A 20,764-nucleotide genomic window follows, 5' to 3' on the forward strand; every position below is an offset into this window, starting at 1 on the left:
CACGTGCGCGGCCCGGGTGCCCCGGGCAGACCACTGTGCGGCCCGTTCCCGGGCCGCACAGCGTGTTCCGCTGGTCAGCAGTCGCTGCCGTAGCCGCCGCCCCAGTCGTCATCGTTGTCGTACCAGCCGCCGTACCCGTTGTCGTCGTCGTCGTCCCAGCCGCCACCGTGGTGGAAGGAGCTGACGGAGGTGACGGGGTGGGCGGGGGCCGCCGAGGCCGTTCCCGCGGCGCCGAGCGCGGCGCCTCCGGCCATCAGGACGCCGATCGCGGAGACCGCGAACAGTCGCTTCACTCGCAGTGCTTGCATGGTTCGAAACCCTTCTTGTGGAACTGCCGCCGATGCGGCGAGAAGCGTTCGTCCTCCTCTCGGAAAAGTGCACGGAGGATGTACCTGGCATTGATGAAGGTGATGAGTGCGTATCCGCCGTCAACGCGACTCGTCGAGCCACGGACCTTCTGGACCGGAACGCAGTTCTCAAGCCCTGCGGATGACCGCAGGCAGCAAGCGGTGTACGCGGTTCCCGCGCTTTACGACCGCCTTATAAGCATCCTAGTCACCCTTTTGCGACCCGTCATCTCGGGCGGCTGGGCGTTCGCCACCGGAGCCGGCGGGCGCGCGCGATACCGGTGCCGGGGCGGCGGGGTCATCCGGTCGAGGCCGACGAGCCGCCCGGCCACCGACGGGCGTACGCATCCCAACTCGTTCTGGACAACCCCCGGATGGGCGGCGGACCCGCCCCGGTGTGGGGCGCCACCGCGCGACGACGGGGGCCTGCGGGAGGCGTCAGGCCGACGGCCGGTCCGGGGGCGGGAGCGCGGGCCGGGACCACGGGGCGCCGGCGTCGGTGGACTCCGGCCGCAGGCCGAGCTCGTGGAGCTGGTTGAGGGCCATCATGGCGGTGAACATCGCGTTCGGGTTGGCGCCCTCGATCCCGAGTTCGGCGATGGCTTGCCCGTACCGGCTGGTGAAGGCGCCCGGCCGGACCGGCCCGCGCTCCCCGGTCAGCCCCAGAGCCGTCTGCTGCAGGGCGGTGGCCTGCTCCAGCAGCCCGTCCAGGAACGGCACGGCCTCGGCGGCGCGGCGCACCGCGAAGGTGTGCCCGTCGGTGAGGAGGTCCGCCGCTCCGTCCTCGAAGAGGCGGGCGGCGGCGCCCAGCACCGTCTGGATCTTCATCTGGTCGGCGTCGATCATCGCGCCACAGGCCGCGTTGTCCTCGTCGGACAGGTGCAGGACGCCGGAGTCCCGCAGGTGCACGACGACGTGCCCGGCGGTGTGGCCGTGGCTGCGCAGCACGCGGACCGCCCCGTCGGCGAAGGTCCAGCCGGTGAAGCGGACCGAGCCGATCCGGATCTGCTCCAGGGGCCGCTCCTCGTAGGTGCGGACTGTGGCCCCGAACGGCCGCATCGGCCGGAACAACGACACCACCGCGCGGGCGACGTCGGCAGGCGGCGCGGGCAGCGGCGTCGCCCCGGCGATACGGCCGAAGGACCGCACCCAGTACGAGAACGGGTCCCGCATCTGGTCGACGTCGGGGGCGGGGACGTAATGCTCGACGGGCACTCCCAGCTCGTCGGCCAGGTCGTTGTTGCCCACATGGTCGATATGGCCGTGCGTGGTCAGCACCAGCGCCCGGGACCAGGGCCGGACCTGGTCGGCCGCCGCCCGCAGGGCCGCGCGGAAGGCGGCGGTGACCCCCGTGTCCACCAGCACCAGGGTCTCGCCGGCGCGGTGCGCGAGCGCGTTGCCGACGTCCGGCTGATCGTGCGCGAGGTCCAGCTCCTGCCCGAGCACCAGCACGGTCGTCTCGTCGATCTCGATCAGGTCACCGAGCGCGGTCATCGCTCCTCCGAGGTCCTGGCCGGGCCGCCCCTCGGGTGCGCCGGTCGCGGCCCCCTGATGACGAGCGTACGTCGGCCCGCAGGCGGGGGCGGGACGAGGGATGGTCACTCGCTGTCATCGAAATGGTGCGGAAAGTGGCCGCACGTGTCAGCGTGGCGGTGAGGAACCCACAGGGGATCCCCGAGGAAACGACACCTCACGTACACACGTCGAAGGAGACGCCGACATGGGCGGTAAGCAGGACAAGCGCCAGGAGCCGGGCAAGGGCCGCGAGGAGCAGGGGCAGCACCGCCCGGGTGACCCGGCGCGCCCCCAGCCGGGCAAGCCGGTCCGGGAGCAGGCGCAGAGGCCGGAGCGGTCGGACGTCTCGCGCGGCCGTCCGTCGGACGTTTCGCGCGTCCGCCCGTCGGATGTCTCGCGCGGCCGTGAGGACGAGCTGCTGCGCGAAGAGGACCTGCACGGCGAGCGGCTCTGACCTGGTGTAGGTCCGCTCATCCGCAGGCAGTGAGCCCGGCCGGGCCGATGACGTCCCGGCCGGGCTCCGCCGCGTCCACCGGCGCTCCCGCGGCGAAAGCCTGAGCGGCCCGCGCTCCGGGCCGCCCGGGCGGGAACGGCGGCCCGCGGTGCCGCGTCCTTCCGTGCGACCGGAGAGCGGAGAAGTGCCGGACCGGGCCGTGCCCGGAAGCCGGCTGGAGGGCGGGGCTGTGTGGCGTGGACGAGGGGTGGGGCTGGTGGCCCTGGCGGTGGGGTTGCCGGTGGCCGTGGCGGGGGCCGTCATCGCGGTGGTGTTCACGATGACCGACGTCTGGGGGGCGAGCTCGTTGCACCAGGCGGTGGACGAGTACCTCGACACGGTGGGTCTCGGCGCCCCCGCACCGGCCACCGGCCCGGGAAGCGTCTGCCCGGGCGGCGAGGCGGACCCGGCGGCCGTGCTGCACGGCATCGCGCCGGTCTTCGAGCACCGCATCGTGTCCTCCACCGAAAGCGGCGGCCGGGCACAGGTCAACGTGGACCTCACCCCGCGCGAAGGTGACCGTGTCTCGGTGGTCCTGGAGCTGAGCCGCACTGGAGAGCGCTGGGACGTCTGCGCGGCCTCCGTCGGCCACGTGGAGATCGACCCGTCCTGAACCCCGGGCGCGCGGCCGGACGGGCCCTGCAGGGCCTGGAGTTGAGCTCGCGACGCGACCGCCCGGCCACAGAGCGATCAATTCCGGGCGGTCCTCGGTCGGCCGCGTGAGCCGGGCGGGGGCGGGTAGCCGGGTGACAACTGTTCCCTGAAGACAGGAGGAACCCCGTGCTCTTCCTCGTAGGCGCGCTGCTCGTCCTGGGCGTCGTCCTCGGAGCCGTGGCCCATGTGCCGGTGCCGGTCAGTGTGGTCGGCGGCTTCGCTATCGCCCTCTGGCTGGCCCTCTTCGCCGCGCGTGAACGGCTGTCGCGCCACCGTTCCGGCCGGCGTGGGGAGGGGCTGCGATGAACCTCCGTACCGCCGCGAAGACTTCGACCCGTACGCGTCCCCGGACCCGAACCCGCACCCGTTCCCGTACCCGTGACGCCGACGCGATGGCCGTCACTTCGTTCGTCCTCGGCCTGGTCGGGCTGCTGGTGATGAACCTGCTGCTCGGACCGATTTCCGTGGCCCTCGGCGTCATCGCCCTGGGGCGCCACACCACCCGGCCCGGCCGGGCCCGTCTCGGCATCGCCCTGGGCGTGGCCGACCTCGTGGTCCTGGCCTGTCTCGTCACCGCCGACGGCACCTGGTCGTGGGGCCTGACCTGATCGCCTCAGCCGTTGGAGAGCTCCCCGGTCCGCGCCACCCCGCCGACCGCGCCGACCACTTCGCGTACGGCGTCCTCCGGCCGGTCCACCACGCCCCCGGCCACGGAGGAGGGGCCGACGAGCGGCCGGTTCAGGTCCTCCGGCCCGCCCGCCACGGCGGGGGAGGCGAACGCGAGGGCACCGGCCCCCGCCGCGAGCACGAGCATCACCGTCTTCTTGATCACCATGCCCTGACCAACGACACGCCCTCGCCCCGGGTCACCCTCGTTTCCGGTGGGATTGGCCCGGCGGGCAACGGCGGCGCGACGGTCACAGGCTCGCGAAGAGACCGTCCAAGGGGGCCGGGACGCGAGCCGGGTCGAGGGCGTCCGTCAGGAGATGGCCGTAACGGATCTTGCGGCCCTTCTTCGTGCCGAGGAAGCGCCGCAGTTGCTGCCGGCGGGGGCGGTCGTGCTGCGCGGGCTGCCGCAGGAAGGTCTGCCAGGCGCGTACGTCGCCCTCGTCGCGGACGATCTCCTCGACCCGGTCCGTCCCCAGCGCGCGGATGAGCTCGTCCTCCAGGTCCGCCACGCACACGAAGAAGCCCTCCTGAGGGGCCCCGGCCCGGCGCAGACCGCGGTCGTAGAAGGGCAGTTCGCGCTCGTCGCACAGGCCCGTCAGGCGCAGGCCGAGACCGGGCGGCCCGAGGAGGGCGGCGTACCGGGCGATGCTCATCGCACCACCCATCGCCACGACGCACACCCCCTCGGCGGCCAGGTCCCGGCCGCGCCGCGCCGCCAGTGCCTCGACGGCCGCGAGGTCGCTCGGTCCCTCCAGCAGTACGGCGGTCCGCAGCCCCAGCCGCCCGGCCAGCGCACCGGCCAGCGCGCCCGCCGCTTCTCCGGCCGCTTCCCCGGGACCTGCGGCCGCCCAGTGACCCATCGCCTCCCGGAATGCGCTCATGTCGTCCACGCCGGCGATTCTGCCCGCCCGCCGACCGGCCCCGCACCCCCATATCCGTGCGCCTCATCCCTCCCGCAGGCCCGTCACCAGGTCACGCGGCAGACCATGGGTGTCGTGGAGGTAGCGGAAGTCCTCCTCGGCGAGCGGCCCTTGGAAGCGCGGCCGGGCGAGAATCTGGCGGCCCCGCTCCAGGAGTCGGCGGAACCGCCGTTCCTCGTCGAGCACCACCCGGAGCACGTCGCCCGGACGCACGTCCTGCCGGAAGTGGTCCAGGGTGTGCCGGACCAGTTCCTCCGGCAGGTCCCCGACGCCGCGCGAGGGATCGTCCCGCCACAGCACGGTGAGCACCCGGCGCACCAGACGCCGCAGTACGTAACCCCGTCCGGTGCCGGCCGGCCGCACCCCGTCGCCGAGCACGACGACGGCCGAGCGCAGATGGTCGCAGACCAGCCGCAGCGAGCGTTCCTCCATGGGCCACAGGGCCGGCACCAGCCGCAGCCACGGCTCGAAGACGTCGCCCTCGAACACCGAGGACCTGCCCTGGAGCAGCGAGGCCAGCCGCTCCACGCCGAGGCCGGTGTCCACGTTGCGCTGGGGAAGGGGCACGAGAGTGCCGTCCTCCAGCCGGCGGTGGCTCATCGTCACGTGGTTCCACACCTCCACCCACCGGTCGTCGCGGGTGGGCGTCGACCGGGGCGGCCCGTCACCGCTCCACAGGAAGATCTCCGAGTCCGGGCCGCACGGCCCGACGGGCCCGTTGGACCACCAGTTGTCCTCCGTGGTGAGCTCGACGGGAACGCCGAGTTCCCCCCACAGCCGTACGGAACCGGTGTCCGGCGGGGTCCGGCCGTCGCCGCCGTGGGCGGTGGCGTGCAGCAGACCGGGATCGATGCCCAGCCCCTCGGTGAGCAGCCCGTACCCCCAGTCGAGGCTGCGCGGGCCCTCGTAGTCGCCCAGAGACCAGCTGCCGAGTATCTCGAAGACGGTCAGGTGCGTGGCGTCGCCCACCTCCTCCAGGTCCGTGGTGCGCAGACAGCGCTGGACGTTGACCAGGCGCCGGCCCAGCGGATGGGGGCGGCCCTCCAGGTACGGGGTGAGCGGGTGCATGCCGGAGGTGGTGAACAGGACGGGGTCGCCGGGCGGCGGCAGCAGCGTCGAGCCGGCGATCCGGTGGTGACCGCGCTCCTCGAAGTACTCGATGAACGTACTGATCAGGTCTTCCGTCTTCACGGGAGGACTCCTTCGCGTCAGAGCGGGGAGGCGCCGGAGAACGGGACCGTGTGGGTCTGCGGCCGGGGGCGAAGCCGCCACGGCACTGCCGACGGACCGTTTCCGGTCGCCGGGGGAGGGGAAGGTCAGACGGCGGCAACCGGCGAGCTGGTCGCTCGCGCGGTCGCGCTGGTGCTGGGGCCGTTGACGTTCATACGGACGACCCTAACGCGGCCCCGCCCACCACGGCACGTGCTTTTCCCCGCGAAATGGGTTTGCCCGCGCCCCGGGCCTCCGGTGATCATCCCGGGGACCGACATCCCCGATCACCGGAGACACATGACCACCGAACTGTCCAAGGCCTGGGAACTCTTCGCGTCCGGCGACCCCCAGGGGTCGATGCGGACGCTGCGGCGCGCCGCCGAGGAGACCGGTTCCGCCGAGATCGCCCCGCTGGTGGCCAAGCTGGCCGAAGGCGCCGGTTTCCCGGACCTCGCCGAGGCCTCGACAGCGCTGGCGGCCCGGCCCGGGGAAGCCGGCCGGCTCTACGCGTTCGGGTACGCCTGCGTCGAGCGCGGCCTCCCCGCCCTGGCCGTTCCCGCGCTGCGGGAGGCCCTGGGCCTGGCTCTGGCGACGCCCGCGGCTCCGGAGCGCACGGGTCTGTTCCGCCGCAAGGGCAAGTCGCGGTCCGAGGCGCAATTCCCGCCCCGCCGCGTGCTGTTGGAGCTGGTGACCTCCTTGGAGCGGGAGGAGCGGCATGCCGAGGCACTGGACCTGCTGCGCGAGCACGACGCGCTGCTGTCCGACTGGCCGGACCGCTACCTGGCGGTGTACAACGCCCTGATGAGCGGCCGTACGGACACCGCACGGCAGGTCTTCGACGGCCTCTCGGCGCCGGACGGGACATGGACGCGACCGGCCCGGCGGGTCGGCCGGATGCTCGACCGGGCCGCGGCCCTGCCGCCGGCCGGCGACCGGGACCTGCGCGGCTGGCACTACGTCCTGACCGGCGGGCTGCTCACCACCCTCTCCCCGCACGGCTTCGACCAGGGGATGAACGGCCGCTTCGCCTTCCTCCAGGACGACTTCGACTCCTGCCGGCACGGCCTGGAGCGGCTGCGGACGGTCCTGGCGGCCACCGGCCGCACGCCCGCGTCCGTCGGCCTGCTCTCCGACCGGGGCAGCCGGGCCCTCGGCCTGGCCGCGGCCCGCCTGCTCGGTGTCCCGGCCGCCCCCTACCGGCCCGGCACCCCGGACGTGCTGGTGGTCGCGTACGACCTCACCGCGTGCGATCCCGCCGCGGTGGCCGAGCTGCCCGAGCGGGCGCCGGGGGAAGTGCTCTTCGAACACGCCGTCCGCTGGACCGAGGCGCCCGCCGCGACGGCCGACGTCTGCACCCTGCTGGTGCAGAGCGTGACCGCACCCTGGGAGCCCCGCCTGTGCGTCTCCGAGGAGGGTGGGACGCGGCGCTCGGAGCCCGACGGGCGATCGGCCGAGGAATTGGCCGAGGCGATCCTGGCGGCCGAGCCCGCCCCGCAGGAGGGTGACGGCCAGACGCCGCCCGACCCGGACGAGGCACTCGCCGCCTTCGCCACCCTCGCGGCCGGACTGTGGGCGAACGGCCCCCGGGACCGGATCCACTCCCCGGGCCCCGTCCGCAGCGGCCGCTTCGCCTGACGGACGCCCGCCCGCACCGCCTCGCGTCCGCCCGCACCGCCTCGCGTCCGCCCGCACCGCCTCGCGCGCCGCCCGCGTCGCGGCCGCGGGCGGGCCCGGGCAGGCGCGAGGATGGAGCCATGGCTGACACCTTCATCTCGCGCACCATCGACGTGACGACCGGGGACCGGGAGACCGTCCACGACCTCACCGCCACCTGCGCCGCCTTCCTCGCGGAGGTCGCGCGGGGCCGGAGCGGGCTGCTGAACGTCTTCACCCCGCACGCGACGGCCGGCCTCGCCGTCATCGAGACGGGCGCGGGCAGCGACGACGACCTCCTGACCGCACTGGGCTCGCTGCTGCCCGCCGACGACCGCTGGCGCCACCGGCACGGTTCTCCCGGCCACGGCCGCGACCACGTACTGCCCGCGATCGTCCCGCCCCACGCGACGCTCCCCGTGATCGACGGCGTACTGGAACTGGGCACCTGGCAGTCCGTCACCCTCGTGGACACCAACCGGGACAACCCGCGCCGCCAGGTCCGGCTGTCCTTCCTCGGCACCTGACCTCAGCGCAGGATCGGGATCACGTCGCGCGTCTCGTCGACCGCGACGCCCGTGGCGCGGCGGGCGGGCGAGCCCGGGGGCGCCTCGTCCGCGCAGACGGTGCCCCGCGCGGGCAGCGCCAGCGTGGCGAGGTAGTCGTTGACGAGGGCGCTGACGCACGCGCTCCGGTTGTAGCCGGTGTGCCCCTCGGCGGCGAAGGTCAGGAGCCGTCCGTTCTCCAGCGTCCCGGCGAGGGCCACGGCGTCCTGGTACGGGGTGTCCGGGTCGCCCGTCGTACCGAGGACCAGGATCGGGGCGGATCCGGCCGCCCGGTAGGACCCCTCGAAGCGGCTCGGCCGGTCCGCCCGCCACTGGACGCAGGTGGGCGCGTGGTTGTGGTCGTACGTCGGCGGTCCGAGGCCGATGGCGGGCCCCAGCAGCGGCGCCGAGGCCACGTGCGCGCCGACCAGCGCGCCCATCAGCGGCCGGCTCGCCGGATAGACGCGGTCGGCGCACTCCACGGCCATGTTGACGTTGAGGAAGTCGAAGGACGCGGGGGACGGCGGCGACAGCAGCCACGAAGTCCGGTGCTCCTGGGCCGCCCGCAGGCCCTCTCCCAGATCGGGCCAGACCTCCTTGCCGGAGTTGATGTTGAACATCAGCCGATAGGCGAGGGTGTACCCGGTGGCCGGGCGTCCGCTCGGCGTGATGACCGGGTCGGCGTCCAGCGACCGCTTGAGCTCCTCGAAGGCCTGCCGGGGCCTGCCCTCGCCGAACCCGCACGCCGTGGCGTTGCGCGCGCACCAGTCCAGGAAGCGGCCGACCGCCGCGTCCAGGGCGGTGAACTGCCCCGCGTCGTAGGTGTGGGGAACGTCGGCGTAGTGCCGCGGATCGTAGGCGCCGTCCAGCACCATGGCGCGGACCCGGCGCGGGAACCGGGCCGCGTAGACGGTGCCGACGTAGCTGCCGAACGAACGGCCGTAGAAGGTGAGCGTCTCCTCCCCGAGGGCCTGGCGGAGCAGGTCGATGTCCCGGGCGTTCGAGCCGGTGCCGATGAACGGTACGAGGTCGCCGGAGCGTTGCGCGCAGGCCGTGGCGAAGTCCAGGCCCTGCCGGACGGCGGTGCGCAGGGCGCCCGGTTCCGGCACGCCGCGCGCGGCGTCGACGGCGGCCGCGTACTCCTGGTCGTTCCAGCACTCCACCTGACCGCTGCGCTTCACGCCGCGCATGTCGTACCCGACGACGTCGAAGGCGTCGCGGAGGGAGGCGGGCAGCGCCTCGTAGCTGTCACGCGCGAAGTCCACGCCGGAGTTGCCGGGCCCGCCGGGGTGCAGCAGCAGGACACCGGTGCGGTGGGACGGGTCCGCGGCGCGCTTGCGGGTGACGGCGAGCGGGATCGTCCGGTCGGCGGGCCGGCGGTAGTCCAGCGGTACCCGGGCGGTCGCGCACTCGAAGCCGTCGCCCTGGTCGTCCGCGCAGGGGCCCCAGGACAGTACGGGCACGGGCGGCGGGGCGGTGGCCGCGGTGGCGGGCGCGCCGCCGAACAGGGCCGTGACCACGACGAGGACGAGGCCGGCCGCCCACGCCATGCGCTTGCGCGGGTCACCGGGTGAACGGATCTGCATGCGCGGGTCTCCTCGTGACGGCCCGACAGGCCGGCGCACGGCCCCGGGGAACGCTCCACCGAGCCGCACACACAGGTTCGCACCCATGGCCCCGGCCGGGACAGACGGCGGGCCGCGCGAGATCCGAAAGGCACGCTTCCGCCTCCTCCCACCGGCGGCCGGGGCCGAGGCGGACAGGCTCCTGAGCCGCCCTGCGACAGACGGAGTAATAAGGCTGTGACCTGCGGCTATTCACTTGAGCTGAACTGATCATTAAGGTTCGTGCGTGTCGAACAACAACGAGGTGCCCGCAGGTCGCAACGCCCCCGACGACGACGAGTGGAATGACTTCGTCCGGCGATGGGAAGCCGAAGCACCGCCTTCCCCGCACGCGCCGCAGCCGCGGCCTCGGCGGGTGTGGCCGGTGAACCTGGCGGGGGTGCTGGTGGCAGCGGGTGCCACGTTCGGCGTGCTCACGTACGTGGGAGGGCCCACCGACGACGACGGCCCCGCCGGGGCCCGCCCGGCCGCGGCCCGTCCGAACGCGTCGCCCACGTCATCCGAGTCACGCGCCTTCTCCGCGTCACCCGTGCCCGCGCGCGGCGCGGCCGTCGCGCCCGCCGACAGGCGGCCGATGGCACCGCTCGCCGACCTGTTCCCGGCGGAGGTCAAGGGCGCCTCCGGTGCCACCTTCACCCGGCTGGGCTCGACGGTGATGGAGTCGTGCGCGGAGCCCGACAGTGTGGGGCCCCGGCTGGCCGCCATGATCGCGGACGGTGCGGGCTGCGTCGGCGAGCAGATAGCCCTGTACAAGGACGAGCGGAACAACCAGTTCAACCTGGCCGTCTTCACCCTGAAGGACCAGGCCGACATGGTGCGGATCATGACGGAACTGGGGCTGTAGGTAATCAGAAACCGCGTCATCTTCTCGCGAGCGATGACCTCTGAGTAGCACTTATGACGTGGTGCTGAGATCCAAGTCCGGAATGGCCACCCGTTCGAGTGATCGAAGGTGCGTGTGATCGTTCGTGCTCCAGTGCCCGTGTAACTGTCCTGCGATCAAGGTCCGTTACGCGGGTGCTGGGGGTGGCTAGTGGCTGTGGAGGTGTGTGTTCGGCTTGCCGAGGAGAGGGGGGCCGAGGGTCTCTCCTGGGAGTCGGCGCCGTTGGACGTGCTGTACGCGGCGGAGCCGTGGCGGACGTTCCGCTGGTACATGGGGCAGCGGCACTACTCGGGTTCGTACTGGTCGAGTACGCAGTCGGATCACGTGATCTACGAGTCGCGGCTGGAGCTTGCGCGGCTGCTCTACGCGGACTTCGACCGGGATGTGACCGCGATCGTGGCCCAGCCCTTCTTGCTGCGGGCCGAAGTGGACGGCGTGCTGTGCCGGCACATCCCGGACTACCTGATGGCAACCGCGGCAGGCCCGCTGGTCGTCGACGTCAAACCGCGGCACCGGGCGGCCAGGCCGGAGCACGCGTTCACCTTTGCCTGGGCCCGCGAGGCGGTCGAGTCCCGCGGCTGGCACTACGAGGTCTGGGGCGAACCACCGCACGCCGAGCTGGCCAACGTCCGGTTCCTTGCGGGCTACCGCCGCGATTGGCTGTTCGATCCGGCCACGGCCGAGGGGCTGCACGAGCAGACGGTGGACGCGGATCCAGCGCCGGAGAGGCTGTTCGACCCGGTCATCCTCGACGAAGTACGCGGCCAGGTCGCCGACGGGGACACGCTGGGAGAGGCGTTCACCTGCCTGCCCGGTCGCCCGGCTCCGCTGGTGCGGGCCGCGGTCCTGCGCCTGCTCTGGAAACGGCAGTGGCTGACCGGCCTGAGCGTTCCGCTGAGCGCCCGCAGCGTGCTGAGGACGGCGCCGTGAGCCGGGCCGCGGTGCGCGTGGGAGTGGGAAGCCGGTTCGCCTACGACGGCGAGGTCGTCGAGGTGGTGGAATTCGCCGCCATGCGGGCGGGCGGCGAGGTGGTCTTGAAGGACGGCCGGGGCCGGCTGCTGCGGCTGGCCGTCAAGGAACTGCTGCTCTCCGATCGCGCCCGCATCATCCCGGACGCACCCGGGCCGGCCTCCGACGATCCGCAGGAGACGGCGGCTGTGGTGCTGGACCGGCTGGACGCCGGCGAGCGGGAGCGGGTGCTGGATCGCGCCGCGCACGTCAGGGAGGTGCTCACCGGGTTCCGCAGCGGCAGCAAGGAACTCCCGTCGGTGGGGGAGCCTCGTCCCGCCTACATGGCGGGGGAGCCGATGGAGAGCCGGTACGCGGCGAAGGCGGCCGAGCTTGGGGTGGCGACGCGCACGGTCAAGCGGTGGGTCGCGGCATTCCGCCGGGACGGCGAGGCGGGACTGGTGCCGGCCCGCGGCGGGCCGCGCTCGGGGCACCGGAACGCTGAGCCGTGGTCAGAGGCGGCGTTGGAGGTGATGGTCGAGCACACGGGCCGGTCCAAGCCGTCACGCAAGATGGTCATCGAGCGGACCCGGGCCCGGCTGCTGGCCAGGGGCTTTGACGAGGAGGACCTGCCCAGTCGGGCAACGGCCTACCGCCTCCTGGAGGACCTGGAGCGGCGTCATCCGACGTTCAGGCTGAGCACGAAGCGAAACCGGGACATCGCCACCCGGCCCGGCGGGGTCTACGGGAAGCTGCGGCCGACCCGGCCGGGCGAGTACCTGCTGATGGACACCAACCGTCTGGACGTCTTCGCGCTGGACCCGGTCACGCTGCAGTGGCTGCAGGCGGAGCTGACCGTCGCGATGGACTGGTACACCCGCTGCGTCGTGGGGATCAGGGTCACGCCGGTGTCGACCAAGGCCGTCGATGCCAGCCTTGCCCTCTACCAGGCGTTCCGCCCGCGGCCCGCAGGGGCGGACTGGCCGGCGCACGCCCTCTGGCCTGAGCACGGCATCCCGCGCTCGGTGCTGGTCGACGTCGCCGCGCTCGAGGGGCCGATGCGCTCGGCGGCGTCGCCGACGCTGGTGCCGGAGACGGTGCTGGTCGATCACGGCAAGGTGTTCGTCTCGGAGCATCTGACCAGCGTCTGCCGCCGGCTGGGGATCTCGGTGCAGCCGGCCCGGCTGCGGACGGGCCGGGACAAGGGTCCGCTGGAACGGTTCTTCCTGACCCTGCGCGAGGACCTGCTCCAGGCCCTGCCCGGCTACAAGGGCCCCGATCTGCACTCGCGTGGGGAGCGTCCGGAGGGGGAGGCGTTCTTCTTCCTCCACGAGCTGGAGGCGGTCATCCGTGAGTGGGTGGCCTGCGTCTATCACCACCGGCCGCACACGAGTCTGGTTGATCCTTCGGTGCCGGGGCTGCGGATGTCGCCGGCGGCGATGTTCGAGCACGGGCTGAACCGGGCGGGCTACATCGAGGTGCCGCGCGATCTGGACTTGGCGTTCGAGTTCTTGCGGGTGGAGTTGCGCAGGATCCAGCACTACGGCATCGACCTGCACGGACGGCGCTACAACGGCGCCGCGCTGGACCCCCCTGCCCGCGCTGCCGCCGCACGCCGCGGCACATGGCGGCGACCACCCGTCACCCCCTTGCTCCGGGCCACTGTCACAGCCCTTCGGGGACGGACTCCCCCTCGTCACGGTGCGGCCAGCCGCTGGGGGAGGTGCCGGCGCTGACGCTCGCGGCGCAGTCATCCGTGGTCGCGGCCCAGGAGCTCATCGAGAGGGCGATCTCCAGCGGGCAGGCCGGCTTCGGCGTCTACCAGGAGCGTCCTCAGCCGAGCCTCGCGCTGTTCGGAGACCTTCGGGCGCTGGCCTGCATTCTCCTTCGCCGTGTCCCTGACGCCGGCCGCCTGGCGGGCTTCGTGGCACCCGAGATCCTGGCACTGCACCAGGAGCCCCTGCCCGAGAAGCGGCGGTCCTTCGATCCCGTCGAGGAGACCCGTCCGGGACGTCTTGCCCCGCGGCGGGCCGCGACCACCGCTCTCGCCGTCAGCGCGGCCCTGCACGTCCTCAAGCACGGAGACGTCCACGAGGCCGGAGCCGCTCTTCGCGATCTGCTCAGCGAACCCGACGGCAGCATCCCGCTCAAAGTCGCTCTCCGGTGGCGCCACACCAGCCCGGTGTTCGACTCGGTCTATCTCGCGGCCCTCGCACCCCGTCTCAAAGGTGTCGAGCAGCTTCGTTTCCGCAGTATGGACCCGGTTCCGAGGATGCCCGGCCGCTCGGCGGCAACCCGGGTCGCGGAGCGGGCCCGCCGCGTTCCGACGCAGCTCTGGCCGTCCTGGTCCGCCCGCCTGAGTCCCGCGGACGGAGCCCTCTCGCGCACGATCCGCCCGGGTCTGTCGTGCTACCTCCTTCTGATCGGCGGCACCGGGAGCTTCAGCGCGGCGTCCCGTCTCCTTCACGCACCGGTCACGGAGAAGGTGGGAGCTCATCTCACGTTCCGGCTGATGCAGCGGGGTCGCTTCAACGCCATCAGCCGTGGTCTGTCCGTGCTGGCGGACTACCTCGACCAGGAAGGGGCCCCGATCGACTACGCGCGCCGGCGCGCGGTCGACTACCGGGACCTACTGCCGCTGGACGTCTGGAAGCAGCTCTGCCGGGACATCGGCTTCGAAGCCGGGAAAGGACGCCGTCACCAGTTCGCCCGGGCGTTGCTGTTCGAGCGTCTCAGCGGACTCCCCGCGACCATGGCCCCGGTTGCCTACGCGCCCACCAACCCGGAACTGCGAACCATGCTGCGGACCTTCGAAACCGACCTCACCCCTGCGCTGGCAGGCCAGCTCAACCAACACGGCGCCGAGTTCCTCACCCGAGCGGGCATCCACGGGGAACCCCTCACCTGGCAGCCGCCGACGGACATCATCCGCGATCTTGAGGTGCCCGGCTGGGATCTGCGGGACATAGACCTTGGCATGCTGCACCACCTCATCAGAGGCGAATGCCTGACGACGGCGCAGGCCGCCCGCCGTCTCGGCGTCAGTCATGACACCATCCGGTTCGTCCTGCAGGAACAGCCGGCCCCTCCCAGCGAGACGCCGAGCGCGAAGTGGGTGCGAGGAGCGGTCATCCGCCAGGCTCGCGCCGCACTCCCCAGAGAGAAGTTCGCACGCCTCTACCTTGAGGAGTACCGGTCGCTCAAGTGGATCGCGGAGCACGTCGGCGTGAACGCCGAGGCGATCAAGGTCCTGGTCCGCGAATACGGCATGACGCGCGAGGGCAAAGCGACCCGCTGGCGCCAGATCGATCTCGACTGGCTCCGCGACCAGCGCGCCGCTGGACGCACCTGCCGCGAGCTCGCAGAGGAGACCGGCCTCTCGCTCGGAATGATCAGCTGCCTGGGACGGCGCCATGATCTGCTCGGCCGCCGCCCAGAGGAACCCTTGCCGCCTTCCCGCGAACCTTCGCAGCGGGGCTCACCGCGGCGCTGATGGCTCGACTCGAGGTTGCGCAGCGAGTTCCTCGACCGCAAAAGATCCGCAACGGACCTCTGTTCCGACAGGGTTTGTTGTGAGTCGTTCAGTGGTGGGGGAATTCTCCCTGGGCCACTTCGACCCCGTCGTGGAGGTCGTCGGCCGCCTGGAGTGAGGCGCCCGCCGACAGTGCCAGGCAGGCCAGCAGCGTGATGGCCGCGACGCATGAGGCTACGTGCCCGCGCGAGCGGCGTTCGGTGAGGAGGGCGGCGACGCGCCGGGGTACGGGGCCTGCGGTGGCGGCGAGGGCCAGTCCGGGGCGGGCGCTGGCGACGGCCGCGGAGGCCCGGGTCGCGAGAGCGGCGCGGCCGATGGCCTGGGCGGCCAGTCGGCGGTCTGCGACGGCGTCGGCGGCGGACTCATCGGCGCTGCGTTCCAGTGCGTAGGCGAGGGGTTCGCGCAGCGTGCGCAGGGCCGGGTGGCACACGCCGGCGAGGTCGACCACGGCGGCGAAGAGGTGGTGACGGCCGGTGAGGTGGGCGCGTTCATGGGCGAGGAGGGCCTCGCGCTCGGGCGCCGAGAGCGCACGCAGCATGCCGGTGGTGACGACGATGCGTCCCGGGCGCCCCGGGAGGGCGTAGGCATCGGGGTGGTCGTCGGTGAGCACGACGAGTTCCCCGCGCGCCTGGGCGGCCAGCCTTGAGGCCCGGCGCAGCTGGGTCCAGCGCCGCCGCACCCCGTGTGCCAGCCGGACGATGCACCAGGCGAGGAGGGCCCCGGAGGCGACGGCGATCGCGATGACGGCGTCGGGGGATCCGCTGCTGAGCGGGGTGAGCAGGTGGCCCAGCGCGGCGATGACGCGCAGGTGGGTGGCGCCGGGCACGACGAGCAGGGCCAGTGCGCAGGTGCTGGCGGCGGCGAGGCCGGCAGCGGTCGTCGTCAGCAGCCAGATCGCCCGCCGTGGAGGGAGGGTGGATGCCAGCCGCCTGCCTGCCGGTCCGGCCAGGAACGGCACCAGCAGCGGAAGCGCGGCGTGGATCACGTGGTGTCTCCTTCGCCGTCGAGCAGGGCGCGCAGCAGGCGCTCGTCCTCGCCGCTCAGCTGGGAGACGAAGCGGCTGAGTACGGCTCCGCGGTCCTCGTCCTTCTCCAGTTCCGCGTGCATACGCCGGGCGGTGAGACCGGACGCGTCCTCGGTGGGGGCGTAGGCGAACCCGCGGCCCGACCGCTTGCGGGCTACGGTGCCCTTCTCGTGCAGGCGGGACAGGATCGTGGTCACCGTCGTACGGGCGAGGGACCCGCCGAGCGCCTCCTGCACCTGGGCGGGGGTCAGCGGGCCGTCCGCCGCCCAGAGCGCCGCCAGCACGCCGGCTTCCAGCTCGCCGGCAGGGCGCCGCTCCGCGCTCTTGTCGCCCATGGGGTGCACTCCTCCACACATCTGAGCGTCTACAGTTCTGTAGACCGTCTACGGAACTGTAGTCATGGCTCGGAAGGGTGTCGTTGTACCGAGCCCTTGCCCTCTCACTTTATGGGAGCTGTTCGACATGGCCCTGACCGTTCTCGCCGCAGCGTCGCAGGCACTCAGCCCGCAGGCCGTGAACCTGCTGGACGCCGGTTCCCTCCTGTCGGCCTTCGGCACCCTCGGCGTGGCGGTCGTCCTGTTCGCCGAGACCGGCCTCCTCGTCGGCTTCTTCCTGCCGGGCGACTCGCTCCTCTTCACCGCCGGCCTGCTCTGCGTACCGGGCAACCACGGGCTGGTCCACCTCTCGCTCCCGCAGGTGCTGTGCGCGGCCGTGGCCGGAGCCCTGCTCGGAGCGCAGACCGGCTTCCTCATCGGACGGCGCGGCGGAGGGGCCCTGCTGGCCCGCAGCCGCAGCCGCAAGCTCCACGAGGGCGCCGAGCGGGCCGAGGAGTTCCTCGGCCGCTACGGCCACGCGAAGGCCATCGTTCTGGCGCGCTTCGTCCCCGTCGTGCGCACCGTCCTGAACCCGATGGCGGGGGCCCTGGGCGTCCCTGCCCGTACTTTCACGGTCTGGCAGGTCGTCGGCGGGCTCGTGTGGACGGTGGGACTGGTGCTGGCCGGCTACGCGCTCGGCTCCTCCGTGCCCAACGTCGACCGTTACCTCCTGCCGATCGTCGCTCTTGTGGTTCTTGTCTCCCTCACCCCGATCGCCGTGGAAGTGTTCCGCCGGCGGGGTACCCGCACTTCGAACGGAGGCTCGTGTTGAGCCTGCTCGGCCTCGCCCTGGACGGTCCCGCCGTCGACGGAAACCTGTACACCCGGATCACCGACCTCGCCCAGCAGGCGCCCTCATGGCTCGACGGCCTGGTCACCGCTTGGTCCACGTACGGCCTCGGCCTCTTCGCCGTACTGATGGTCCTCGCCTGGTGGCGGGCCCGGGCGAGCGTCGAGGCGGCGAGGACGGCCATGGCGCTGGCGGCCCCCGTTGTCGTGGTCGCCGCGTTCCTCATCGACACCGGCGTCAAATCGGTCTTCCGCGAGCAGCGACCCTGTCAGAGCCTGCACACGGTCACGCTGGAGGCTTGTCCGCCGCTGGGCGACTGGTCGTTCCCGAGCAACCACGCCGCCATCGCCGCCGCGGCGGCCATGGCCCTGTGGCTCATCGACCGCCGGCTCGCGGCCATCGCCGTCCCTGCCGCTCTGCTGATGGCCTCCTCCCGGGTCTGGGTGGGCGCGCACTACCCCCACGACGTCGTCCTCGGTCTGGCCGTCGGAGCGGTGACCGCCTGGCTGCTGACCCGCATGGCCCGCCGCGCGGCATGCCTCGTGCAGCGGCTGGGCACCTCACCGCCGCGGCCCCTGGTCGCTCCCCGGTGAGTACCGGCCCCGCGTCGCGAGCCGGCCGCTGGACCCTGACGGCAGCACTGTGCTCCGTGCTGTTCGCCCTGCTGGCCGCCCTGGTCGCGGCTCGACACGGTGCCCCGTACCCCCTCGACGAGAGTCTGCATCGCTGGTCGGTACAACACCGTCCCGCGGTCGCGGTGGCCCTCGCGCGGGGCATCACCGCGACCGGGAGCGGGCCCGTCCCGTACCTGTGCGCCGCAGCGGCCGGGCTCGTCGCCGGATGGGGCCGGACCGGCCGTGGCAGGCTGCTGGCGGCCGCGGGCGCGCTCGGATTCCTACTGCTCGCCCAAGGCGTGCGCTACGCCGTCATGTACGCCGTGGCCCGGCCGCGCCCGCCCGTGACCGACTGGGCCGCGCACGCCTCCGGCTTCGCCTTCCCCTCCGGACACGCCACCACCTCAGCGCTCGCATCCGGGCTGCTGGCCTGGGCAGCGTGGCGCGTGAGTTCCCCGGCCACGGCCCGGCTCTGCTGGGCCCTGCTGGCCTGCTGGGCCATCGCGGTCGGCCTGACCCGCGTCTACCTCGGCGTCCACTGGCCCACCGATGTCCTCGGCGGCTGGCTCTACGCCCTCACCTGGCTTAGCGCGGCCCTGGCGGTCGCAGCCGGGAGGAGGCCGGGCAGGACGGCCCGCAGCGACCGATGAGGAGGCGGCCGGTGGCGGGGCGCCGAAAGGACATTGTTCGTACCCCCGGGTGGAAGACGCATCGCCGCCTGTCGTCTACAGTTCCGTAGACGGAAGGGTAGCCTTGCCTTGCCGAGGTCTGCCGCGGTCTCGCCGCTTTGCCATGCCTGGGAGTACCCATGTCTTCATCCGCCCGCTCGGTATTCCTTGCAGCCGCCGGTCTCGCGATCGTCACGGCCGCAGCCTCGGGGTGTTCCCAGAAGAGTGATGTCGGCTCGGCGGGCGCGCTTCGGGTGGCCGCTTCGGACAGTGCGTGTGAGGTCTCCAGGACGGAGTTCCCGGCGGGGAAGGTCTCCATCGAGGTGGAGAACAAGGGCACCAAGGTCACTGAGCTGTACGTCCTTTTCCCGGACGGAAGGATTGTTGCCGAGCGCGAGAACATCGGCCCGGGCACCAAGGCCGTGATCGCGGCCGAGATCAAGGCGGGCGACTACGAGGTCGCGTGCAAGCCCGGTATGAAGGGTGACGGCATCCGCACCAAGGTCAAGGCCACCGGTCAGGGCGGCGGCTTGGAGCACAGCCCCGAGGTGGATGCCGCAGTCGCGGCCTACCGCGGCTACGTACTGGCCCAGGTCGAAGAGTCCCTGCCCGCGGTCAAGACGTTCACCGACGCCGTCCGCGCCGGTGACGTGGAAGGCGCGAAGCAGGCTTTCGCCTCGTCGCGGCGCGGCTGGGAACGCACCGAGCCGGTCGCGGAATCCTTTGGGGACATCGACCCCAAGACCGATGTCCGCGAGGAGGGCCTGGAGCCCGGCCAGAACTGGACCGGATGGCACCGGCTGGAAAAGTCCCTGTGGGCGGACAACAAGATCGGCGACGAGGAGAAGGCTCTCGCTTCCCGGCTGGACACCGACATCGCCGAGTGGCACAAGCGCGTGGGCACGGCGGAGTTCACGCCTACCTCCATGGCCAACGGTGCCAAGGAACTCCTCGACGAGGTCGCCCGCAACAAGGTCACCGGTGAGGAAGACCGCTACAGCCACACGGACCTGGCCGACTTCAAGGCCAACGTCGAGGGAGCGGAGAAGGTCTACGAGCTGCTGAAGCCGGTCACCGTCAAGAACAACCCGGAGCTCGCCCAGACCCTCGACTCCCGGTTCGCGGGGCTGAACACGCTGTTGGACACGTACCGGGCGGACAAGAACGGCTACGACTTCACCTCCTACGACAAGGTCGGTGAAGCGGAGCGCAAGGAGCTCTCGGACGGCGTCAACGCGCTGGCCGAGCCGCTGTCCAAGCTCGCCGCAGCCGCCGCCAAGTAGCCCGGGCACGGCCGGCAGAGCAGAAGCAGGCAGAGCGGTGAGGGCTGGAGAGGACGTCAAGTCCTGCGTGAGAGATCTGCGCCCCGCAACTGCGAGCGCACCGGGCACGGCCCGGACGCTGTTCACGCGACCACTGGAAGGAACCCCGCGCCGTGTTCGGTAACTATCTGATCGGTCTGCGCGAGGGGCTGGAGGCCAGCCTCATCGCCTGCATCCTCATCGCCTACCTGGTCAAGACCGGCCACAAGGACAGACTGGCTCCTGTGTGGCTGGGCATCGGCCTGGCCGCCGCCCTGTCGCTGGGCTTCGGTGCCGCCCTCCAGTTCGGCTCGTCCACCCTGACCTTCCAGGCCCAGGAACTGCTCGGCGGCACCCTGTCGATCATCTCGGTCGGCCTGGTGACCTGGATGGTCTTCTGGATGAAGCGCACCGCGCGGCACCTGAAGTCCGCGCTCCACGGCCGGCTCGACGCCGCGCTCGCCGTGGGCGCTGGCGCGCTGGTCTTCACCGCATTCATGGCCGTGGGCCGTGAGGGCCTGGAGACCTCGCTGTTCATCTGGACGGCCGTGCAGGCCACCGGCGACGGAGTCCGCCCCCTGGTCGGCGCGTTGCTGGGACTTGTGACCGCCGTGGTGCTGGGATGGCTGTTCTACCGCGGCGCCCTGAAGATCAACCTGGCCAGGTTCTTCACCTGGACCGGAGCCATGCTGGTGGTCGTCGCCGCAGGGGTCCTCGCGTACGGCTTCCACGATCTCCAGGAAGGCGGCTTCCTGCCCGGTCTGCACACCCTCGCCTTCGACATCAGTGCAGCCATCCCCTCCGACAGCTGGTACGGGACCCTGTTGAAGGGCGTCTTCAACTTCCAGCCCAACCCGACCCTGCTCCAGAGCACCGTCTGGGCCCTCTACGTCGTTCCCATGATGGCCCTCTTCCTCGCACGCCCCCGTGGCAAGAGCGCCCCACCGGCCGTCGGTGCGGCCACGGAGCCGGCGAAGACCGGCTGAGCACCGCCGGC

Annotated in this window: 23 protein-coding genes; 15 read left to right on the plus strand and 8 right to left on the minus strand. The window is 72.3% G+C overall.

All coding sequences use genetic code 11. The features are described from left to right. Positions 1 to 74 precede the first annotated feature (74 nt). Both ACZ6ZT_RS03025 and ACZ6ZT_RS03030 read right to left on the minus strand, forming a co-directional pair. A complete protein-coding gene (locus ACZ6ZT_RS03025; protein WP_469714929.1) occupies positions 75 to 308 on the minus strand; it encodes a hypothetical protein in 234 nt (77 codons plus the stop codon). 477 nt (positions 309 to 785) lie between these two features. Beyond that, positions 786 to 1,841, minus strand: coding sequence for an MBL fold metallo-hydrolase (locus tag ACZ6ZT_RS03030; protein ID WP_469714931.1), 1,056 nt, complete (start codon positions 1,839 to 1,841; stop codon positions 786 to 788). Between the two features lie 226 nt (positions 1,842 to 2,067). Between ACZ6ZT_RS03030 and ACZ6ZT_RS03035 the strand changes: the two genes are divergently transcribed. The 4 genes from ACZ6ZT_RS03035 to ACZ6ZT_RS03050 all read left to right on the plus strand — a co-directional run bounded on the left by ACZ6ZT_RS03035 (position 2,068) and on the right by ACZ6ZT_RS03050 (position 3,617). Further along, positions 2,068 to 2,316, plus strand: coding sequence for a hypothetical protein (locus ACZ6ZT_RS03035; RefSeq protein ID WP_469714933.1), 249 nt, complete (start codon positions 2,068 to 2,070; stop codon positions 2,314 to 2,316). Positions 2,317 to 2,545: 229 nt separating this feature from the next. Further along, positions 2,546 to 2,968 carry a hypothetical protein gene (locus ACZ6ZT_RS03040; protein WP_469714934.1) on the plus strand — a complete coding sequence of 141 codons (423 nt, stop codon included), beginning with the start codon at positions 2,546 to 2,548 and terminating at the stop codon, positions 2,966 to 2,968. Positions 2,969 to 3,135: 167 nt separating this feature from the next. Then, entirely contained in the window at positions 3,136 to 3,315 is a 180-nt protein-coding gene (locus ACZ6ZT_RS03045; RefSeq protein ID WP_469714936.1) for a hypothetical protein, read from the plus strand. After that, positions 3,312 to 3,617, plus strand: coding sequence for a DUF4190 domain-containing protein (locus ACZ6ZT_RS03050; RefSeq protein ID WP_469714937.1), 306 nt, complete (start codon positions 3,312 to 3,314; stop codon positions 3,615 to 3,617). Before ACZ6ZT_RS03045 ends, ACZ6ZT_RS03050 begins: the two co-directional genes overlap by 4 nt. A gap of 5 nt (positions 3,618 to 3,622) precedes the next feature. Here ACZ6ZT_RS03050 and ACZ6ZT_RS03055 read toward each other — a convergent pair whose 3' ends face one another. From ACZ6ZT_RS03055 to ACZ6ZT_RS03065, 3 genes are all read right to left on the minus strand, one after another. Then, complete coding sequence (locus ACZ6ZT_RS03055) at positions 3,623 to 3,844, minus strand: hypothetical protein (protein WP_469714939.1); 222 nt, start codon at positions 3,842 to 3,844, stop codon at positions 3,623 to 3,625. Positions 3,845 to 3,926: 82 nt separating this feature from the next. After that, entirely contained in the window at positions 3,927 to 4,568 is a 642-nt protein-coding gene (locus tag ACZ6ZT_RS03060; RefSeq protein WP_469714940.1) for a TOPRIM nucleotidyl transferase/hydrolase domain-containing protein, read from the minus strand. Between the two features lie 54 nt (positions 4,569 to 4,622). Next, a complete protein-coding gene (locus ACZ6ZT_RS03065) occupies positions 4,623 to 5,789 on the minus strand; it encodes an alanine--tRNA ligase-related protein (RefSeq protein WP_469714941.1) in 1,167 nt (388 codons plus the stop codon). 318 nt (positions 5,790 to 6,107) lie between these two features. On the opposite strand from ACZ6ZT_RS03065, the gene ACZ6ZT_RS03070 reads away from it, so the two are divergent. Beyond that, entirely contained in the window at positions 6,108 to 7,445 is a 1,338-nt protein-coding gene (locus ACZ6ZT_RS03070; RefSeq protein ID WP_469714943.1) for a tetratricopeptide repeat protein, read from the plus strand. A gap of 119 nt (positions 7,446 to 7,564) precedes the next feature. Next, positions 7,565 to 7,990: a secondary thiamine-phosphate synthase enzyme YjbQ gene (locus tag ACZ6ZT_RS03075; RefSeq protein WP_469714945.1), complete on the plus strand. Its 426-nt coding sequence runs from the start codon at positions 7,565 to 7,567 to the stop codon at positions 7,988 to 7,990. Between the two features lie 2 nt (positions 7,991 to 7,992). On the opposite strand, the gene ACZ6ZT_RS03080 is transcribed toward ACZ6ZT_RS03075, so the two are convergent. Then, the gene (locus tag ACZ6ZT_RS03080; protein ID WP_469714947.1) at positions 7,993 to 9,594 is read right to left on the minus strand and encodes an alpha/beta hydrolase; all 1,602 of its coding nucleotides are present in this window, start codon (positions 9,592 to 9,594) and stop codon (positions 7,993 to 7,995) included. Between the two features lie 265 nt (positions 9,595 to 9,859). On the opposite strand from ACZ6ZT_RS03080, the gene ACZ6ZT_RS03085 reads away from it, so the two are divergent. From ACZ6ZT_RS03085 to ACZ6ZT_RS03100, 4 genes are all read left to right on the plus strand, one after another. Further along, complete coding sequence (locus ACZ6ZT_RS03085; RefSeq protein ID WP_469714948.1) at positions 9,860 to 10,477, plus strand: hypothetical protein; 618 nt, start codon at positions 9,860 to 9,862, stop codon at positions 10,475 to 10,477. Positions 10,478 to 10,744: 267 nt separating this feature from the next. Further along, positions 10,745 to 11,446, plus strand: coding sequence for a TnsA-like heteromeric transposase endonuclease subunit (locus ACZ6ZT_RS03090; RefSeq protein ID WP_469715035.1), 702 nt, complete (start codon positions 10,745 to 10,747; stop codon positions 11,444 to 11,446). Further along, entirely contained in the window at positions 11,443 to 13,200 is a 1,758-nt protein-coding gene (locus ACZ6ZT_RS03095; protein WP_469714950.1) for a helix-turn-helix domain-containing protein, read from the plus strand. Before ACZ6ZT_RS03090 ends, ACZ6ZT_RS03095 begins: the two co-directional genes overlap by 4 nt. Continuing rightward, positions 13,188 to 14,957: a hypothetical protein gene (locus ACZ6ZT_RS03100; RefSeq protein ID WP_469714952.1), complete on the plus strand. Its 1,770-nt coding sequence runs from the start codon at positions 13,188 to 13,190 to the stop codon at positions 14,955 to 14,957. The genes ACZ6ZT_RS03095 and ACZ6ZT_RS03100 overlap by 13 nt, the downstream gene beginning before the upstream one ends. 88 nt (positions 14,958 to 15,045) lie before the next feature. Here ACZ6ZT_RS03100 and ACZ6ZT_RS03105 read toward each other — a convergent pair whose 3' ends face one another. Both ACZ6ZT_RS03105 and ACZ6ZT_RS03110 read right to left on the minus strand, forming a co-directional pair. Continuing rightward, positions 15,046 to 15,981: a M56 family metallopeptidase gene (locus ACZ6ZT_RS03105; RefSeq protein ID WP_469714954.1), complete on the minus strand. Its 936-nt coding sequence runs from the start codon at positions 15,979 to 15,981 to the stop codon at positions 15,046 to 15,048. Beyond that, a complete protein-coding gene (locus ACZ6ZT_RS03110; RefSeq protein WP_469714956.1) occupies positions 15,978 to 16,355 on the minus strand; it encodes a BlaI/MecI/CopY family transcriptional regulator in 378 nt (125 codons plus the stop codon). The genes ACZ6ZT_RS03105 and ACZ6ZT_RS03110 overlap by 4 nt, the downstream gene beginning before the upstream one ends. Positions 16,356 to 16,482: 127 nt before the next feature. Here ACZ6ZT_RS03110 and ACZ6ZT_RS03115 point away from each other — a divergent pair, with 127 nt between their 5' ends. The 5 genes from ACZ6ZT_RS03115 to efeU all read left to right on the plus strand — a co-directional run bounded on the left by ACZ6ZT_RS03115 (position 16,483) and on the right by efeU (position 20,753). Next, positions 16,483 to 17,166 (plus strand): DedA family protein, encoded by a 684-nt coding sequence (locus ACZ6ZT_RS03115; RefSeq protein ID WP_469714958.1) that lies wholly within the window; start codon positions 16,483 to 16,485, stop codon positions 17,164 to 17,166. 2 nt (positions 17,167 to 17,168) lie between these two features. Then, on the plus strand, positions 17,169 to 17,777 hold the full coding sequence (locus ACZ6ZT_RS03120) for a phosphatase PAP2 family protein (RefSeq protein ID WP_469715036.1): 609 nt from the start codon (positions 17,169 to 17,171) through the stop codon (positions 17,775 to 17,777). Continuing rightward, positions 17,774 to 18,448 carry a phosphatase PAP2 family protein gene (locus tag ACZ6ZT_RS03125; RefSeq protein ID WP_469714960.1) on the plus strand — a complete coding sequence of 225 codons (675 nt, stop codon included), beginning with the start codon at positions 17,774 to 17,776 and terminating at the stop codon, positions 18,446 to 18,448. The genes ACZ6ZT_RS03120 and ACZ6ZT_RS03125 overlap by 4 nt, the downstream gene beginning before the upstream one ends. 158 nt (positions 18,449 to 18,606) lie before the next feature. Then, positions 18,607 to 19,749: an iron uptake system protein EfeO gene (gene efeO, locus ACZ6ZT_RS03130; protein ID WP_469714961.1), complete on the plus strand. Its 1,143-nt coding sequence runs from the start codon at positions 18,607 to 18,609 to the stop codon at positions 19,747 to 19,749. Between the two features lie 152 nt (positions 19,750 to 19,901). After that, on the plus strand, positions 19,902 to 20,753 hold the full coding sequence (gene efeU, locus ACZ6ZT_RS03135; protein ID WP_469714963.1) for an iron uptake transporter permease EfeU: 852 nt from the start codon (positions 19,902 to 19,904) through the stop codon (positions 20,751 to 20,753). The last annotated feature ends 11 nt before the right edge of the window (positions 20,754 to 20,764 follow it).

The sequence above is a fragment of the Streptomyces sp. NPDC102258 genome (assembly GCF_055584685.1).

Coding starts and splice junctions, on each gene's coding strand:
- ACZ6ZT_RS03025 (WP_469714929.1), bottom strand. CDS start 308: ATGCAAGCACTGCGAGTGAAGCGACTGTTCGCGGTCTCCGCGATCGGC.
- ACZ6ZT_RS03030 (WP_469714931.1), bottom strand. CDS start 1,841: ATGACCGCGCTCGGTGACCTGATCGAGATCGACGAGACGACCGTGCTG.
- ACZ6ZT_RS03035 (WP_469714933.1), top strand. CDS start 2,068: ATGGGCGGTAAGCAGGACAAGCGCCAGGAGCCGGGCAAGGGCCGCGAG.
- ACZ6ZT_RS03050 (WP_469714937.1), top strand. CDS start 3,312: ATGAACCTCCGTACCGCCGCGAAGACTTCGACCCGTACGCGTCCCCGG.
- ACZ6ZT_RS03055 (WP_469714939.1), bottom strand. CDS start 3,844: ATGGTGATCAAGAAGACGGTGATGCTCGTGCTCGCGGCGGGGGCCGGT.
- ACZ6ZT_RS03070 (WP_469714943.1), top strand. CDS start 6,108: ATGACCACCGAACTGTCCAAGGCCTGGGAACTCTTCGCGTCCGGCGAC.
- ACZ6ZT_RS03075 (WP_469714945.1), top strand. CDS start 7,565: ATGGCTGACACCTTCATCTCGCGCACCATCGACGTGACGACCGGGGAC.
- ACZ6ZT_RS03080 (WP_469714947.1), bottom strand. CDS start 9,594: ATGCAGATCCGTTCACCCGGTGACCCGCGCAAGCGCATGGCGTGGGCG.
- ACZ6ZT_RS03110 (WP_469714956.1), bottom strand. CDS start 16,355: ATGGGCGACAAGAGCGCGGAGCGGCGCCCTGCCGGCGAGCTGGAAGCC.
- ACZ6ZT_RS03115 (WP_469714958.1), top strand. CDS start 16,483: ATGGCCCTGACCGTTCTCGCCGCAGCGTCGCAGGCACTCAGCCCGCAG.
- efeO (WP_469714961.1), top strand. CDS start 18,607: ATGTCTTCATCCGCCCGCTCGGTATTCCTTGCAGCCGCCGGTCTCGCG.